14 protein-coding genes are annotated in these 16,616 nt (G+C 53.9%); 5 read left to right on the top strand and 9 right to left on the bottom strand.

Annotated elements, in window-relative coordinates:
* Positions 1 to 59: 59 nt before the first annotated feature.
* The 9 genes from rng to C8R31_RS08495 form a co-directional block, all read right to left on the bottom strand.
* A complete protein-coding gene (rng, locus tag C8R31_RS08535) occupies positions 60 to 1,511 on the bottom strand; it encodes a ribonuclease G (protein WP_107693658.1) in 1,452 nt (483 codons plus the stop codon).
* A 25-nt stretch (positions 1,512 to 1,536) separates the two neighbouring features.
* Positions 1,537 to 2,160 (bottom strand): Maf family protein, encoded by a 624-nt coding sequence (locus C8R31_RS08530; RefSeq protein WP_107693657.1) that lies wholly within the window; start codon positions 2,158 to 2,160, stop codon positions 1,537 to 1,539.
* 39 nt (positions 2,161 to 2,199) lie between these two features.
* On the bottom strand, positions 2,200 to 2,670 hold the full coding sequence (rlmH, locus tag C8R31_RS08525; RefSeq protein WP_107693656.1) for a 23S rRNA (pseudouridine(1915)-N(3))-methyltransferase RlmH: 471 nt from the start codon (positions 2,668 to 2,670) through the stop codon (positions 2,200 to 2,202).
* A gap of 11 nt (positions 2,671 to 2,681) precedes the next feature.
* Entirely contained in the window at positions 2,682 to 3,155 is a 474-nt protein-coding gene (gene rsfS, locus C8R31_RS08520) for a ribosome silencing factor (RefSeq protein WP_107693655.1), read from the bottom strand.
* Positions 3,152 to 3,823, bottom strand: coding sequence for a nicotinate-nucleotide adenylyltransferase (gene nadD, locus C8R31_RS08515; RefSeq protein WP_107693654.1), 672 nt, complete (start codon positions 3,821 to 3,823; stop codon positions 3,152 to 3,154). Before nadD ends, rsfS begins: the two co-directional genes overlap by 4 nt.
* Positions 3,824 to 3,886: 63 nt before the next feature.
* Positions 3,887 to 5,236 (bottom strand): dihydrolipoyllysine-residue acetyltransferase, encoded by a 1,350-nt coding sequence (aceF, locus tag C8R31_RS08510; RefSeq protein WP_107693653.1) that lies wholly within the window; start codon positions 5,234 to 5,236, stop codon positions 3,887 to 3,889.
* Between the two features lie 228 nt (positions 5,237 to 5,464).
* Positions 5,465 to 8,134: a pyruvate dehydrogenase (acetyl-transferring), homodimeric type gene (aceE, locus tag C8R31_RS08505; RefSeq protein ID WP_107693652.1), complete on the bottom strand. Its 2,670-nt coding sequence runs from the start codon at positions 8,132 to 8,134 to the stop codon at positions 5,465 to 5,467.
* A gap of 54 nt (positions 8,135 to 8,188) precedes the next feature.
* Positions 8,189 to 9,046: a bifunctional methylenetetrahydrofolate dehydrogenase/methenyltetrahydrofolate cyclohydrolase FolD gene (folD, locus tag C8R31_RS08500; RefSeq protein WP_107693651.1), complete on the bottom strand. Its 858-nt coding sequence runs from the start codon at positions 9,044 to 9,046 to the stop codon at positions 8,189 to 8,191.
* A gap of 196 nt (positions 9,047 to 9,242) precedes the next feature.
* Positions 9,243 to 9,899 carry a hypothetical protein gene (locus tag C8R31_RS08495; RefSeq protein WP_107693650.1) on the bottom strand — a complete coding sequence of 219 codons (657 nt, stop codon included), beginning with the start codon at positions 9,897 to 9,899 and terminating at the stop codon, positions 9,243 to 9,245.
* 346 nt (positions 9,900 to 10,245) lie between these two features.
* On the opposite strand from C8R31_RS08495, the gene C8R31_RS08490 reads away from it, so the two are divergent.
* From C8R31_RS08490 to C8R31_RS08470, 5 genes are all read left to right on the top strand, one after another.
* Entirely contained in the window at positions 10,246 to 11,424 is a 1,179-nt protein-coding gene (locus C8R31_RS08490) for an NAD(P)/FAD-dependent oxidoreductase (RefSeq protein ID WP_107693649.1), read from the top strand.
* 211 nt (positions 11,425 to 11,635) lie between these two features.
* On the top strand, positions 11,636 to 12,673 hold the full coding sequence (gene pyrC, locus C8R31_RS08485; protein ID WP_107693648.1) for a dihydroorotase: 1,038 nt from the start codon (positions 11,636 to 11,638) through the stop codon (positions 12,671 to 12,673).
* Between the two features lie 657 nt (positions 12,674 to 13,330).
* On the top strand, positions 13,331 to 15,271 hold the full coding sequence (locus tag C8R31_RS08480; protein WP_107693647.1) for a glycosyltransferase: 1,941 nt from the start codon (positions 13,331 to 13,333) through the stop codon (positions 15,269 to 15,271).
* The gene (locus tag C8R31_RS08475) at positions 15,264 to 15,995 is read left to right on the top strand and encodes an SDR family oxidoreductase (RefSeq protein ID WP_107693646.1); all 732 of its coding nucleotides are present in this window, start codon (positions 15,264 to 15,266) and stop codon (positions 15,993 to 15,995) included. Before C8R31_RS08480 ends, C8R31_RS08475 begins: the two co-directional genes overlap by 8 nt.
* Positions 15,986 to 16,612: an HAD-IIIA family hydrolase gene (locus tag C8R31_RS08470; protein WP_107693645.1), complete on the top strand. Its 627-nt coding sequence runs from the start codon at positions 15,986 to 15,988 to the stop codon at positions 16,610 to 16,612. Before C8R31_RS08475 ends, C8R31_RS08470 begins: the two co-directional genes overlap by 10 nt.
* The last annotated feature ends 4 nt before the right edge of the window (positions 16,613 to 16,616 follow it).

Genomic DNA, 16,616 nt, shown 5'->3' with positions numbered 1-16,616 from the left:
TTAAGGAGGATCCTTACCGAGAAATCGGCGGATGTTCCAGGGCTGGACCTTAAGTGGACTTACATCAGGATCACATCATATTGTTCCTGCGTATAGGTTGCCTCGACCAGCAAACTGATAGGTTTGGCGATAAAATCCGCCAGTTGGGCGAGGCTTTGTGACTCCTCATCGAGAAACAGGTCGATGACCTGTTGCGACGCGAGAATGCGAAATTCGCGCGCATCGAATTGCCGGGATTCCCGCAATAATTCGCGCAAAATTTCATAGCACATCGTCTGTGCCGTTCTCACTTTGGCGCGGCCCTGGCAGGTAGGACATATTTCGCACACGACGTGAGCCAGGCTTTCACGCGTCCGTTTGCGCGTCATCTCCACCAGTCCCAGTGCGGTGAACCCGTTAACCGTCATGTGCGTCCGATCTTTTGTCAGTGATTTCTTGAATTCGGTGAGCACGGCGCTCTTGTGTTCCGTGTTCTCCATATCTATAAAGTCAATGATAATAATGCCCCCCAGATTTCGCAGGCGCAGTTGGCGGGCAATAACCTGGGCGGCCTCAAGATTGGTTTTGAAAATAGTATCGTCAAAACTGCGTATTCCGACATATCCTCCGGTATTGACGTCTACGGTGGTCAATGCCTCAGTTTGATCGACAATGAGATAACCTCCTGATTTCAGGTTGACACGCCTCGCCAACGCCTTCTCGATTTCGTCTTCCACCCCGTAGAGATCGAACAGCGGACGCTCTCCAGCATAATGATCTATTCGTCCCTTCACGTTCGCCATATAGATATCGGCAAACGCGGTCATTTTCTGAAACGTTTCGCGGGAATCCACGAGAATACGCGCCGTATCGTCATTTATAAAATCGCGCAGCACGCGATAGCTAAGGTTCAAATCCTGATATAGCAGCCCAGGCCGAGCAGTGAGGGATTTTTCCTTGATGTCGTGCCACAACTTGTGCAGATATTCGATGTCGGTTTGCAAATCCTCCTCGCTCGCGGCTTCCGCCATGGTCCGGATGATAAAACCGCCTTTTTCACCAGCAGCCACCAAATGCTTGAGTTTCTCCCGGAGCGACTTTCGCTCGGTTTCATCTTCGATGCGCTGGGAAATGCCGATATGAGATACCTGTGGCAGATAGACGAGCATGCGCCCCGCGATACTCACTTGAGTAGAAAGACGTGCGCCCTTTGTGCCAATTGAATCTTTGATCACCTGCACGAGGATGTTCTTCCCTTCATGCAGCAATCTTTCGATAGGCTTTCCCGCATCCTCGCCTTGGCGCACCCTCCAGATGTCTGCAAGGTGAAGGAAGGCGGCCCGGTCAAGTCCGATATCGACAAAGGCTGATTGCATTCCCGGCAGCACCCTGATGACACGACCGTTGTAAATATTCCCCACTATGCCCCGGCTGCTGGTGCGCTCTATATGCAACTCTTGCACGGCACCTTGCTCGATCACCGCAACGCGCGTTTCCTGCGGCGTGACATTGACGAGAATTTCACTATTCATAAAATTTGCCGTGCATTAGTACAACTCAGGTAAAAAGGCGTATTCCATATTCTTCCAGCAACTGCGCTGTTTCGAATAGCGGCAACCCTACCACCCCACTGTAGCTACCCGAAATGGCGGAGATAAAAACTGCCGCCCTTCCCTGGATCGCATACGCGCCAGCCTTATCTTGCGCCTCGCTATATGCAAGGTATGCGCGTATTTCCCTTTCGGTGATATTGCGGAACTCAACCATGGTCGTCGATGTGCGCACTTGTACCCCAGTCTGGGCAGCCACCGCGACTGCGGTTAATACGTGGTGGGTCTGCCCCGAAAGTGTCTCCAGCATTTCCTTCGCATGAGCGGGGTCTGCTGGCTTTCCCAGAATACGCTTGCCTAGCACTACTGCCGTGTCCGCCGCAAGCACCGGACGATCGGGGAATCCCCGTTGGACTAGCCGGAGCCGCCCCATCTCAGCCTTTACCAGTGCAATACGCCGGGCATAGTCCAACGGGATTTCATCGGGCAGCGGTGTTTCGTCCACATCCGCTATCCGGGGCGAGGCTTCGCGCAGCGATAGAACCTCGAAGTTAACGCCAATCTGTGATAGCAGTTGCTGTCGTCGCGGACTGCGAGAAGCAAGGTAAATCCAATTTGGACGAAGCGTTATGATGTCCAGGTCCTCTTCGAAGTACCCAGGGTCGTGGCTCTATGCCCGGTGATAAGGATGCCCTTTGATAAGCGATACGGCGCGATACAACTGCTCCGCCAACAGTATGCGCACGAACCCGTGCGGCAGCGTCAGGGCCGATAACGCGAAAATCTCGTCAGCGGAATTCTTGATACGGGGATCCAACCCGTCTGCGCCGCCGATGAGAAAAGCGGTGTCACCACCGTTCTTCATCCATTTGGTAATGGAATCCGCCAGGATGGCGGTCGTCCACTGGCTGCCACGTTCATCCATTGCCACGATACGACACCTCGGTGGTATAGCCGCCCGTATACGGGCGCCTTCGGCAGCCAGCAATTGTTCCGCACTTTTACCGCTTCCGCGCTTCTCAGGCTTGATTTCAATCAGTTCAATTGCAGCCTCATGGGGCATACGCTGCGCATATTCCTGAAACGCGGCTTCGACCCATGGCCGCATTTTATGTCCAACTGTGCAAATGAAGAATTTCATAGTACAACTGCTCAGTCCTCCGCTTCCGGATCCAATTGGGATCCGCGGGCCTTGCCTGTTCTCACTTTGGGCGCCGTTTGAACTGGAGTTCTGCTGGACTCCCCGGAATTTGATGTCAGACTTCTCGCGCCTGGAGCGGATGCAGTTGCGCGCTTTATTTTTTTTGCCTCCGCCCACAGTTCTTCCAGGTTGTAGTGCGCACGCGCGGTACTCTGCATGACATGCACCAGCACGTCCCCCAGGTCTACCAGAATCCACTCCCCAGTTTCTTCCCCTTCCAGGCCATAAACCGAACCTCCCGCTGCTTTGACCTTTTCCGCCACGTTATTCGCAATCGCCTTTGTTTGGCGGGAAGAATCGCCACTGGCAATAATCATGCGGTCGAATAGCGTGGATATTTTTCGAACGTCCAACACTTCGATATCTCGTGCCTTGATTTCTTCAAGCGCGGCCACAACGGTTTTTACTAGTTTGGCAAGGGTCATAGTTCTTCCGAATACAGGTGATTTGCAGCAATATAATTTAGAGCGGCATCTGGAATCAGATAACGAAGGCTTTTCCCTGCAGCCACGCGCTCGCGAATGGTTGTGGCAGAGATATCCAGCAAGGTGGTCGGTGCCACAAAAATCAAACCACTGGGAGTCTGTCTGAGGCTGTCCACGCTGGTAACCCAGCGGGCTGCGCACTCTTCCTTTAGCTCCCCCGGCAGCTCATCGCGGCTTTTCGTTAAGGCGTGCCCGGGGCGGGCTGCAACAATGAAATGGCATAGCTTGAAAAGGTCGCGCCAACTGTGCCACTCGGCCAGTTTAGTGAAAGCATCAGCACCGGTAATGAAACACAGCCCGACCCCATTCAACTCCTGCTTCATTTCTCGCAGCGATTCGACGCTCCGGCTTGTCCCCTGCCGCTGAACTTCGCGCTCGTCCAGCTTGAACCTGGGATTATTCTCGATCGCCAGTTGAATCATTGCCACACGATGATGAACTGCTGCGACAGGGTTGGCGCGTAAACGAGGCATCCCCGCAGGAATAAAACGTACTTCCCGCAAACCGGCTAATTCGCCAATTTCTTCGGCTGCTCGCAAATGACCAAAGTGTACGGGGTCAAAGGTTCCGCCAAAAATTCCGACAAGCGAACATTCAGAGCTATGCATTGCGCTGCGATGTGGGAGCCGCGGAACAGCGGAACTGCCCGCCTCTTCCAAGACAGTCGAAGGTCACAACAGCACTCGCCGCATATCCGCAAGGACCTCGACCAAATGAGTAGTGAAGCGCGCAGCAGTCGCGCCATCAATCACACGATGGTCATAAGACAGAGATAATGGCAGTATTAAACGAGGGACGAACTCCCCATCGTGATAGACCGGCTTCATGCTGCTCCGGGATACCCCAAGGATAGCAACTTCCGGCGCGTTGATGATGGGTGTGAATGCAGTGCCGCCAATCCCTCCCAAGCTGGAAATAGTAAAGCTTGCCCCCTGCATGTCGACGGGCTTGAGCTTGCCCTCACGGGCCAGTCCCGCCAGGTCAGCCATTTCCTTCGCAATAGCGATTACCCCTTTTTGGTCTACGTCCCGAATCACTGGCACCACTAACCCATTCGGCGTGTCGACCGCGAATCCGAGATGGTAATAATTCTTGACCACCAGGTTTTCCCCATCGCTCGCAAGTGAAGCATTGAACTCAGGAAATTTTTTCAATACGGCTACCGACGCTCGCATCAAAAACGCAAGGATCGTCACCTTTACGCCATCTTCCTTCGTTGATTCGTTGGATTCCTTGCGTAATGACTCCAACTCCGTAATATCGGCCTCATCAAATTGGGTGACGTGCGGGATCATTACCCAGTTACGATGCAAATTGGCTCCGGCCATTTTTTTTATACGCGACAAGGATCGCAACTCGACGGGCCCGAATTTGGCGAAATTGACATCGGGCCACGGTAGCAGATTAAGCTCAGTGCCGTTGCCGCCACGCGGCCGGGAGAGTTCCGCTTTGACGTAAGCCTGTACGTCTTCCTTTAGTATCCGCTGTTTCGGTCCCGTACCTCTGACCAGGCCAAGGTTTACGCCGAGTTCCCTCGCGAGACGCCGCACTGCCGGACTGGCGTGCGCCTTTGCCAACATGGCTTCATCCGGTGACGACAAGTTGCCTGCGGGTTGGCGGAGGGGGGATAAAGCTGGAGCGGAATTCGACACCTCAGCGACTGGGCGAGGAGCAGGACGGGAACTCTCGGCTGCGGTGAGAGATCGCTGGGGCTCGGGCTGGGGTGACGAGGAAACCTGGGTGGGAGCGACCTGTTCAGCCGATACGGCACTGCCCGTAGGGGCGACTTCCATCTCCAAAACGAGTGTACCCTCTGAAACCTCGTCACCCACTTTTACAGATATGTTTTTTATGACGCCGGAAAAGGGCGAAGGTACTTCGATCGTCGCCTTGTCTGATTCAAGCACAACCAATGGATCTTCCGCCTCCACCGCATCGCTGGCCTTTACCAATACTTCTATCACGGGGACGTCTTTAAAGTCGCCAATATCGGGAATTAATACCTGTTTGGTTTCTGCCACGCCTCTTCCCTCAATTCTGTTTACGATACTTGCCAATTCGTCGAGATAGCCACGGGGTGCTGGGACGGGTCAGAAGATCACCGCACTTATTTTACTCTCAGGCGCCTCATCCCCGCTAAACCGTGGCGACCCTGCGCGGGAGTGAGCTATGCATCTCAAGCGCTTCAGCCAATACCCAGACCGGGGGTGTGCAGCGGCCCAACATATTTTGCGTTCCCAGCCGATCTCTTAGACCGTCACCGGGTTGGGCTTATCTGGATCAATGCCAAACTTGGCTATCGCCTGTTCCACCGTCTCAGCCGTAATACTGCCTTCTTCCGCCAGGGCTTTAAGCGCCGCCACGGTAACGTAATAGCGATCGACTTCAAAAAACTGCCGCAACCGTTGCCGCGTGTCCGAACGCCCGAAGCCATCTGTACCCAGGACCTTATATCGCCCTGGCACAAACTCACGTATCTGGTCGGCGAAAACCTTCATATAGTCGGTAGCCGCGACTACCGGCCCGGCGCGGTCTTTCAGGCAGGCGCCAACATAGGACAACCTCGCCGGTGCTGCCGGGTGCAACAGGTTCCATCGAGCTACATCCAATGCTTCTCTTCTCAATTCGTTAAAGCTGGTGACGCTCCAGATATCGGCTGTAACGCCGTATTCCTTCTCAAGAATTTCCGCTGCAGCGATCACCTCGCGCAAAATCGTACCGGAACCGAGCAACTGAACTCTCCGCCCGGCATCGGCCTTGCCCGCCGGGCTACGCTCGTGGAACAGATACATCCCTTTTAGTATGCCCTCCTCCGCACCTGCGGGCATTTCCGGATGGGGATAGTTTTCATTCATGACAGTAATGTAATAATAAATATCTTCCTGGACCTCATACATACGACGCAGGCCCTCTCGGATAATGACAGCGACTTCGTATGCGAACGTGGGGTCGTAGGATATGCAGTTGGGAATGGTTGAGGCGATCAGATGACTGTGGCCGTCCTCATGCTGCAATCCTTCACCATTCAGCGTCGTACGTCCCGCAGTTCCACCCATCAAAAACCCGCGGCAACGCATATCCCCCGCTGCCCACGCCAGGTCCCCCACCCGCTGAAAACCGAACATGGAGTAAAAAATATAGAACGGTATCATTTGCACACCGTGGGTGCTGTAAGCGGTTGCGGCAGCCATCCACGAGGACATGGCTCCCGCCTCGTTGATGCCCTCCTGCAGGATCTGCCCGTTCTTGTCCTCCTTGTAATACATGAGTTGATCGGCATCCTGCGGCGTATAAAGTTGTCCCGTCGAAGACCAGATCCCCAACTGGCGGAACATGCCTTCCATGCCAAAGGTGCGCGATTCGTCCGCAACGATGGGCACCACCCGTTTACCGATATTCTTGTCTTTTACCAGGACATTCAGTATGCGCACGAATGCCATGGTGGTGGAAGATTCGCGGCCCTCGCCACTAGCCTTGAGCAGCGTCTCGAAGGCTGAGAGCGGCGGTACTTGCAACGCTTCAGCCTTGCGTCGGCGCCGATGGAGGAATCCTCCCAGGGCCTGCCGCCGCTGGTGCATGTACACAAATTCAGGGGAATCCTTGTCGAATTTCAAATACGGCATGTCGTCGATGATATCGTCCGCTATCGGGAGACCGAAGCGATCGCGAAAGGCTTTAAGGGAAGTGGTCCCCATCTTCTTCTGCTGATGGGTAATGTTCTGGGCCTCTCCCGCCTCGCCCATGCCATAACCCTTGATCGTCTTGGCCAGAATGACGGTCGGTTGCCCGGTATGTTTTGAAGCGGCCGAATAAGCAGCATAAACCTTGTGCGGATCATGACCGCCACGATTTAATCGCCAGATGTCATCGTCCGACATGTTGGCAACCATCTCCAGCAGCTCCGGGTATTTTCCGAAGAAGTGTTCCCGAACATAGGCGCCATCTCTCGACTTGAAAGTCTGGTATTCGCCATCCACGCATTCCATCATGCGTTGCTGTAGCAATCCCTTGGTATCCTTTGCCAGTAACGGATCCCAGTATGAACCCCAGATCACCTTGATGACGTTCCAGCCCGCTCCGCGAAAAGCGGCTTCGAGTTCCTGAATTATCTTTCCATTGCCGCGTACCGGTCCGTCAAGACGCTGAAGGTTGCAGTTAACGACAAAAATCAGATTGTCCAGATTTTCGCGGGACGCCAGCGAGATCGCGCCCATAGACTCCGGTTCGTCCATTTCCCCGTCGCCCATGAAGGCCCATACTTTGCGCCCCTGAGTTTTGACAAGACCACGGCTGTCCAGATATTTCATGAAACGCGCCTGGTAAATTGCCATCAACGGGCCCAGGCCCATCGATACAGTAGGAAATTGCCAAAAATCAGGCATCAGCCACGGGTGGGGATAAGACGACAAGCCTTTGCCCTCAACCTCCTGGCGGAAATTATTGAGTTGTTCCTCCGTCAGTTCGCCCAGGAGGAAAGCGTAGGCGTAAAGTCCGGGTGAAGAATGCCCCTGGGCAAATACGAGATCGCCTCCATGATCTTTCGAGGTGGCGTGCCAAAAGTGATTATAGCCGACGTCATACAGTGTCGCGGCAGACGCAAAGCTGGCAATATGGCCCCCCACATTGGAGTTTTTGTTTGCACGCAGCACCATCGCCATCGAATTCCAGCGGACATAGGACCGTATCCGGTGCTCAAGCGCGTGATTGCCTGGCGAGCGTTCTTCTTTGCCCGGTGGAATCGTATTGATATAGGCTGTGGTCGCACTATAGGGAAGGTACGCACCCGAACGGCGGGCCTTTTCAACCAGCCTTTCCAGCAGATAATGAGCCCGCTCTGTCCCCTCGTGTGTTAGCACGGATTCCAGCGCATCCAGCCATTCCTGGGTTTCAGACGGGTCTATGTCGGGTATGGGTTCCATGTTTCATGGTCTCGAAATTTTTTGAACTTGCCTGATTCACCCGTTAAGCTGCAGCTAGTTCCGTGCTTGAGCACGCTCCGCAGCCTCGATGGTATTGCACAGTAACATGGTTATTGTCATTGGTCCTACCCCGCCAGGAACAGGGGTAATGTGCCCTGCTTTCTCGCTGACAGAATCGAAGTCTACGTCTCCCGTGAGCCTGCCATCAGGGAGACGGTTGATGCCCACGTCGATCACGGTCGCGCCCACCTTAACCATGTCGGCAGTAATCATTCGCGGCTTTCCCGCCGCAACCACCAGGATATCGGCACGGCGCGTATGTGCGGCGAGGTCGCGCGTTTTAGATGTGCAGATGGTGACGGTCGCGCCTTTTTGCAAGAGCATCAACGCCATCGGTTTGCCGACTATATTGCTGCGGCCCACCACTACCGCGTGCTGCCCCTCGATTGGAATCCCGTATCTCCTCAATAGATGCATCACCCCATGAGGCGTGCATGGCGGGAAAACGGCATTGCCGGTCGCAAGCGCGCCCACGTTGGAAAGATGAAACCCATCCACATCCTTTTCCGCTGCAATGGACGCAAATACCTTGACGCTTTCGAAGTGGGGGGGGAGCGGCAACTGCACCAGAATGCCGTGAATCCGGGTGTCCCCGTTCAATTCCTGAATACGCTGGATGACATCATCCTGGCTCACGCTGTCGGGAAATTTATGTATCTCTGAATATATTCCGGTTTCGCCGCATGCCTTGGCCTTGTTGCGCACGTATATGCGAGAAGCGGGGTCATCACCTACAATGATTACCGCCAGGCCCGGCTGCATGCCTCTTTCCGCCAGATGCTGAGCCCGGCCCTTCCATTCGGCCCGCATTTCTCTGGCAAGCATATTGCCATCCATGATTTTCGCACTCATTAGTTTTTAGGCGGGTCAATAACCTTGAGAGGAAAAACAGACAATTATACGTTGTCCGTTCGCCGCTTTCACCCTCACCGCTAACCCCTTGCGCAACGTGCAATCGATTCGCCCAAGGAGGCGCCCAGAGAGGATGAATCCGTGCGCTCCGAATCGCCGAGGCCGGGTTAATTTGGCATACAGGCGTTTGCCGCGATCACAAGGGCGAGGAGGCCGGCGGATCTGATTTCTTTATCTTCGATCTATAAATCAATAACCCGACTAGAAATGTCGGAATGACAACCAGGGCGGCGGCCAGCAGTCCGGCTGCAAGTATGTCGATTCCCTCGGTTTTTGGAAGAAAAATCGTGACTGCCCAGATCGTGACGACGGCTGCCGCTGCCCCACCAATAAACATTATCTTCTTGCCGCGTTCGAAAAGGCGCCACAACGCGCCGGAAACCTTGGTTTCATGCCTGTACTCGTCAAATACCGACACCATGCTGGCGTCATTCCGCGTTGCCTCGTAGCCCGCAGATACGGCCAGCGTGTCCGCTCCCCCGTCGACTCTGGACATGCTGCTCAAAAATGCAATCCGTTTTTGTGCTTCCTTTTTAGACATGCCGTCGCTGATCAGCATTGACTCAAGCGCCTGAAAAGCGTGATCGCGCGCATCAATCGGCAATTTGAGGCTTTCACCGCATCTCCACATCACCCCCACGAGATACAACTGTATAGTCATTTGCCTGAAGGGCGGCGCGAAGTCGTAGCCCTTGTCCTTTATTTGCGGAAGCTGGGAAGCGAGTATCTCGCGTGCATGCTGCACACAAATGTCTATCGGCAGCGCTCCCGTTTCGGTTTTCGCTTCATTCATCTCTTACTTTCGGGCCGTGCCCAGTCTTAATTTTGAATTAGTAGAGGAACCCATTATATACTGGCACAAGCTTTGTGAATAAAGATGAGGCGCCTGTTTTGCATCTGTGCGGGCAGCGCCGCTATACACCGCCGCCAGCTATTCTCGTGTCTGTGCCGAATTGTCTCAAAGGAAATCTCATAAAATGAGACAGATTCCACTAGAGCTACTGGCGTTGGATGGGATACCCCCGTTCAGAGTTCCTCAGCTGGCAAAACAACCCTTAGAACAGATATTTAACGTTTCCCGAATGTTATCATTGGCACATTCCGACCTCGCTCTCCGGTGCGTTTAAAAAGGAAGAATCATGAAACATCACAAATACCTCATCGTTGGTGGTGGGATGGCGGCCGATTCTGCTGTTCACGGCATTCGTAAAATTGACCAGAATGGGGCTATCGCGATGATCTGCGAGGAACGGCACCCGCCTTATGATCGCCCTCCGCTGACCAAGGCGCTATGGAAAGGCAGTCCGTATGAGTCTATCTGGCGTAACGAGCACGGTCTCAACGTCGCCATCCACCTCGGCAAGAAAATAGTCGCTCTCGACGCAAAAAAAAAGATGGCAACCGATGACGTCGGAAATACTTACACGTATGAGAAGCTCTTGCTCGCTACAGGTGGGCGTCCCCGGCGCTTTCCCGATTTCAACAGCAACATCATTTATTTCAGGACGGCGGATGACTATCGGAAGTTGCGGGAACTGAGCGAACGCGGCCTCGATTTCATTGTTATTGGCGGCGGTTTCATCGGTTCCGAGACTGCGGCTGCGCTTGCAATGAACAATAAACGGGTCACGATGGTGTTCCCGGAAAATGGACTAGGCTCACGGGTTTACCCGGCACCTCTGGTTGAGTTCCTCAATTCCTATTATCGGGAAAAAGGTATCACGCTGCATACGACAGAAACGGTAAAATCCGTGCGGACCGAAGGCAACAAAACGATCGTTACTACCGGCAACGGGACGGAATTATCCGGCGACGGGATTGTGGCCGGCCTGGGGATACAACCCAATATCGAGTTGGCGGCAGAGGCTGGCCTTAAGGTTGATAATGGCGTAGTTGTGGATGCACTTCTGCGCACCAGCGATCAGGACATCTACGCAGCGGGCGATGTGGCGAATTTCTACAATGCCTTCCTGGATAAACCCATGCGTGTTGAACATGAGGACAATGCTAATACGATGGGCGAGATGGCCGGACGGAACATGGCCGGAGAATCAAACGCTTACCTTCATCTACCTTTCTTTTATTCCGACCTGTTCGATTTAGGCTACGAAGCCGTGGGAGAACTCGATTCCAGCTTGGATGTTGTTGAAGACTGGAAGGAGCCGTTTCGCAAAGGTGTGATCTATTACCTACGTGAAGGGCGCGTTCGCGGTGTGCTGCTCTGGAATACCTGGGGACAGGTCGCCGCCGCCACTGAGCTAATAGCTGAAAAAGCTGTTCATACCAGCGACACCCTTATGGGCCGCATTTCGGATTAGCGGAAAAGGGGGCGTCAAAATAGGGTAGACGTCGCTCTGACAAGCTTCGCACGAAAGAATACTTCCCCCGTCCGATCCGGTCCCGTTGGATATCGGATGATGTTTCACTGCGACGTACCTGCGAAACATTCAGCCAGAGCAACACGTAATCCCCCGACAGTGCTTAGTTTTGTTTGGATTGGGTATTCGGTTACATCTGCCAGGGCCACATTTGACCACACTAACGATCACTCGCCCGGACGACTTTCATCTTCACTTGCGGGACGGGCCGCAACTTCGCGCCGTGCTGCCGGACTCCGCCCGGCGCTTTGCCCGCGCTATTGTCATGCCCAACCTCAAACCGCCGTTGGTGACAACGGAGATGGCGGTTGCCTATCGCGCGCGTATCCTCGACGCGCTGCCCCAGGGCCTGCATTTCACGCCTCTGATGACGCTCTATCTTACCGATAACACGCCGCCATCGGAAATCATTCATGCCCGTAAAAGCGGTGCAATACATGGCCTGAAATTCTATCCCGCTGGTGCAACCACCAACTCGGACGCGGGAGTGACCGACATTGCCAAGTGCTACCGGACCCTTGCAACAATGGAAGAGACCGGCATGCCGCTACTGGTACACGGCGAAGTTACGGACCCTGAAGTGGACGTGTTCGACAAGGAAAAAATTTTCCTGGACCGGGTGCTGATCCCCATTACGAGACGGTTTCCAAATCTCCGAATTGTGTTCGAGCATATCACTACCGGGGAAGCGGTAGAGTTTGTGAGAGGGGCATCGGTTAATGTCGCCGCGACCATTACCGTTCATCACCTGCTGCTGAATCGCAATGCCCTGTTTCAGAATGGCATTAATCCTCACCATTATTGCCTCCCGGTACTCAAGCGTGAAACCCATCGCGAAAAACTGGTTGAAGCCGCCACGAGCGGCAACCCGAAATTTTTTCTGGGCACCGATAGCGCTCCCCATCCAAGATCGGCGAAGGAAACTGGTTGCGGCTGTGCAGGCATCTACTCCGCTCATGCGGCGATAGAACTCTATGCGGAGGTTTTCGAACAAGCGGGCTCGCTTAACCAGCTGGAGGCTTTTGCCAGCTTTCATGGCGCCGCCTTCTACGGACTGCCGCGTAATGAGGGCAGCATCAGCTTAAAAAAAGAAAAATGGAACGTTCCCACGCATTTGGAATTTGGGGGAGATGCGTTAATCCCGCTCCGGGCGGGGAACAGCGTAACGTGGAAACTGCTTGACGGATGAAATGTATCTAGCCGTTGCATTGCCCTCCTGTATACCCGGGAACCACCGCTCCGCCGTGCAATAAAAAACGGACATGTCAGCCGGTCTTCTCCAGAACGACTTCTTATCGAACCCGCAGGTCATCGGTGCTCGAACGCCATAAGATTCGAATCCACAGCCCGACGCCCGCACACTGTCGCGGCCGGGTAGCACCTCACCTTCAATCGCAACGTTTTACATCACCAGAATGCGGTGCTGACCTGCAATCATCCCCTTCCCGGAAGCATCCAGTTTTTGTGCACCCGCTCGGTTAGCTCAGCAAAACAATAAAGGCCGATAAGGCCTTGCCCCGGCACCCAAAAACTCACTTTTAACCTCCATAGCGGGCAAGACCGCAGTTGAGACGCTGCGTTGTGTCCAGTTGATTATCAACACCGCCGCGTCCAAACCAACCTGAAGACTTGGTGCGCCGGCGAACAGACTGGACAGGAACGTCTGAATTAATTTGTTTTTACTTAAGGATGAGAACGAACATTTTTTCATATCTCGGAAAGTTACCTGAGACGATGCCTAAAGGGACGACGGCCTCGGCCCAACTGAAGGTGTCAACCGGGGTTCTAGCGACTTCTATATCTCGCAAGTACAAACAAGGCCGGCCTCACCATAGCCGGAAAAAATATGAAGAAGAGAATAGCGCTTATAAGTGAGCATGCCTCACCACTAGCTGCCATCGGGGGGGTCGACACTGGCGGGCAGAACATTGCGGTCGCCGAATTAGCCCAACATCTGGCGGCCATAGGTTACAAAATAGACGTTTTCACTCGCTGGGACGACCAGAGGGTGCCAAAGATCGTCAACTGGCGGAGCGGGGTACGAATCGTTCACGTGGAGGCCGGTCCACTGACGTCTCTTCCCAAAGAGAAGCTGCTCCCGCATATGCCAGCCTTCACCCGAAACATGCTGAGCTTTATTGAAGCGGAAAATAACCCCTACAAACTTATACATGCCCACTTCTTCATGTCTGCCCAGGTGGCGGCTGATATAAAGCAGAAAATAGGCATTCCCTTCATCGTCACGTTGCACGCACTGGCGAAGGTACGTCGCCTCCATCAAGGGAAGAATGACTGGTTCCCGGATGAAGGTTTTGCGATCGAAGAACGGGTATTAGCGGAGGCCGACCAAATCGTGGCGCTATGTCCTCAGGATCGCGACGACCTGGTTAATCTTTATCAGGCTGACCCCCACAAAATAACGATTATTCCTAACGGCTTCCGATCGGATGAGATTTACCCGGTTGATAAGCTGTTCGCGCGCATGGCGTTAAACCTTGACCCAAAGGAAAAGATCATCCTCCAACTCGGTCGCCTAGTTCCACGCAAAGGAATCGATAACGTCATAAAGGCTCTTGCCCATATGCGGCGGGAGCATAGCTTCAAGGCACGCTTGCTGGTTGTAGGCGGCGAATCGGAGGAACCCGATCCTGAAATCACCCCTGAAATCGGACGCCTGCAAAAACTCGCCGATGGGGAGGGCGTAGGCGACGTCGTAACCTTTGTCGGCCGCCGTTCGCGCAACATGCTGCATTATTATTATAGTGCCGCGGATGTATTCGCAACTACGCCATGGTATGAGCCATTCGGTATCACGCCGCTTGAATCCATGGCCTGCGGGACCCCAGTGCTCGGGTCGAATGTTGGCGGTATTAAATCAACCGTCATCGATGGCAAGACCGGCTTTCTGGTTCCCCCCAACAACCCTGCGGTGCTCGCCCAGCGCATCATTGAGTTGTTGAGCAGCAATACGCTAATGACTTACTTCAAGGAAAACGCGATTCGTCATGTGAACGAGAACCTCACCTGGATGAAGGCAACGCACCTGACCGCCAACATGTACGAGCGAATTGCGACCCTCAGTCCGTTACGGACGGACGGCGAGGATGATCCCCTTTCATACATTGACGATTCGTTCGAGTCATTAATTGAAACCATAAAAAAATCCAGGCGAAAAATACGTCTGGCCACCCTCGACTCGGCTCAGGCTATTTACCGCTCGCTTGCGCGCGGGGGAAAGATGCTCGTTTGCGGTAATGGGGGTAGCGCCGCTGAAGCTCAACACTTTGCATCAGAACTCGTCGGCAGGTTTGAGGCTGACGGCCGGCGTGGCTTGCCCGTAATGGCGCTTACGGCGGATACGACATTTGTAACGGCGTGGGCAAACGATTTCAGCTTTGATGAGGTGTTCGCCCGGCAGATCGAGGCGCATGGCCGGCCAGGCGATGTTTTGGTGGTAATTAGTTCGAGCGGCCGGTCACCCAATCTCGTCAACGCAATCCGGGCGGCTCGAACGCGAGAAATGTTCTGTATCGGCCTGCTCGGCAAAGACGGCGGCCCCGCTGCGGAATTGACCGATGTGAACATTATCGTCCCGTCAAACGAAACGTCGCGTATTCAGGAAGTTCAGCTCCACGTCGTCCATGTTCTGAGCCACCTGATAGAACAGCAAATCATGGCGGATGAACTGAATATCGTCAAAGTACCGGAAGATTGTTCAATGATGCAATTCCAGCTGACTCGCCCATCTGTGAAGTCCGTCAACAAGGGGAAAATGTCGCATGAATAGACAGAGCGTTGCGGATAAAGTGGTTATTGTCACCGGCGCGGGTCAGGGGCTGGGCGAGGCGATTGCACTCACGCTCGGCGCAGCGGGCGCAGTTGTCTGTGGCTGTGATATCAAGGAAGAGCAGGTTAAAAACGTAGCCCGGGCGATCAGGGAAGCAGGTGGCAGTGCTTATGCCTATGTGCTGGATGTCAGTAACGAGCATCACGTTCAGCAAACAGTCGATAGCATCTTGGTGGAACACGGGCAAATCGATATCTTGATCAATAATGCGGGCACAGATACGACGCTTTCTATTGAAGATTTAACGATTGCTGATTGGGACCGCGTGCTCGACGTCAATCTACGAGGACCTTTTCTCCTGTCGAAAGCCGTCTATCCATTCTTGAAGCGTCGAGGTAAGGGCCACATTGTCAATATTACCTCTACGGCAGCCAAGCGAGCCTGGACCGAAGCAACTGCCTATCATGCAAGCAAGTGGGGTCTGCTCGGGTTTGGCCACTCTCTGCATGCCGAAGCCCGACGGGACAATATAAAAGTGACCTCCGTGGTTGCTGGCGGCATGCGTACACCCTTTATCCTGGAGAGATTCCCCGAGACTGATCCAAATGTTCTCCAAGATCCCAAGCATGTGGCCGAAACCGTACACTTTGTGCTGACGCAGCCAGATGAAACGGTGATCCCCGAGGTCATGGTGCTCCCGATGAGGGAAACTTCATGGCCGTAGAAGTCGGCGGCGCCGTATTCATAGACAAAGATGGAACGCTTATTCGCGACGTGCCGTACAACGTTGATCCCCGGCATATCCAGCTTATGCCGGGAGCCGGCGTAGCGCTTCGCCACTTGAAAAACGAGGGATATAAGCTGATCGTCATCTCCAATCAGCCAGGGATTGCCCGAAACTTGTTCAAAGAAAATGATCTGCTGCCTGTTAACGTGCAAATTCAGACCTTGCTTGCGGCATACGGCGTGAAATTGGATGCATTTTATTACTGTCCTCACGAGCTGAGCGACGGTTGCGGATGCCGTAAGCCAATGCCGGGAATGATTTTGAGAGCAACGAAGGACCATTCCATCGAGCCCCGGATTTCATGGATGATTGGGGACATCCTGCATGACATCGAAGCCGGTAATCGTGCCGGCTGCCGTACTGTTCATTTCGATGACGGCAACGAAACCGAATGGGTGAAGGGTGCCTACAGGCAACCTGAATACTCGGTCGAAGCGTGGACGGAAGCAGCGCAGGTTATTTGCGGACCTGCGACGGGCTTCGTCAAGAGTGATGTCACTAATCGGATACATCCGCCAAAAAACGAAGAGGCATGTCCTACCTCAACAACATAACCGC

This window comes from Nitrosospira sp. Nsp2, from assembly GCF_003050965.1.
Lineage (GTDB): Bacteria > Pseudomonadota > Gammaproteobacteria > Burkholderiales > Nitrosomonadaceae > Nitrosospira.
This window is presented reverse-complemented; position numbering and strand designations above follow the sequence as displayed.

Bases quoted from the DNA above. Each gene is read 5' to 3' on its own strand.
- C8R31_RS08470 (WP_107693645.1), top strand. From the start codon at position 15,986: ATGGCCGTAGAAGTCGGCGGCGCCGTATTCATAGACAAAGATGGAACG.
- rsfS (WP_107693655.1), bottom strand. From the start codon at position 3,155: ATGACCCTTGCCAAACTAGTAAAAACCGTTGTGGCCGCGCTTGAAGAA.
- C8R31_RS08495 (WP_107693650.1), bottom strand. From the start codon at position 9,899: ATGAATGAAGCGAAAACCGAAACGGGAGCGCTGCCGATAGACATTTGT.
- C8R31_RS08490 (WP_107693649.1), top strand. From the start codon at position 10,246: ATGAAACATCACAAATACCTCATCGTTGGTGGTGGGATGGCGGCCGAT.
- folD (WP_107693651.1), bottom strand. From the start codon at position 9,046: ATGAGTGCGAAAATCATGGATGGCAATATGCTTGCCAGAGAAATGCGG.
- C8R31_RS08475 (WP_107693646.1), top strand. From the start codon at position 15,264: ATGAATAGACAGAGCGTTGCGGATAAAGTGGTTATTGTCACCGGCGCG.
- aceE (WP_107693652.1), bottom strand. From the start codon at position 8,134: ATGGAACCCATACCCGACATAGACCCGTCTGAAACCCAGGAATGGCTG.
- C8R31_RS08480 (WP_107693647.1), top strand. From the start codon at position 13,331: ATGAAGAAGAGAATAGCGCTTATAAGTGAGCATGCCTCACCACTAGCT.
- rlmH (WP_107693656.1), bottom strand. From the start codon at position 2,670: ATGAAATTCTTCATTTGCACAGTTGGACATAAAATGCGGCCATGGGTC.
- nadD (WP_107693654.1), bottom strand. From the start codon at position 3,823: ATGCATAGCTCTGAATGTTCGCTTGTCGGAATTTTTGGCGGAACCTTT.
- rng (WP_107693658.1), bottom strand. From the start codon at position 1,511: ATGAATAGTGAAATTCTCGTCAATGTCACGCCGCAGGAAACGCGCGTT.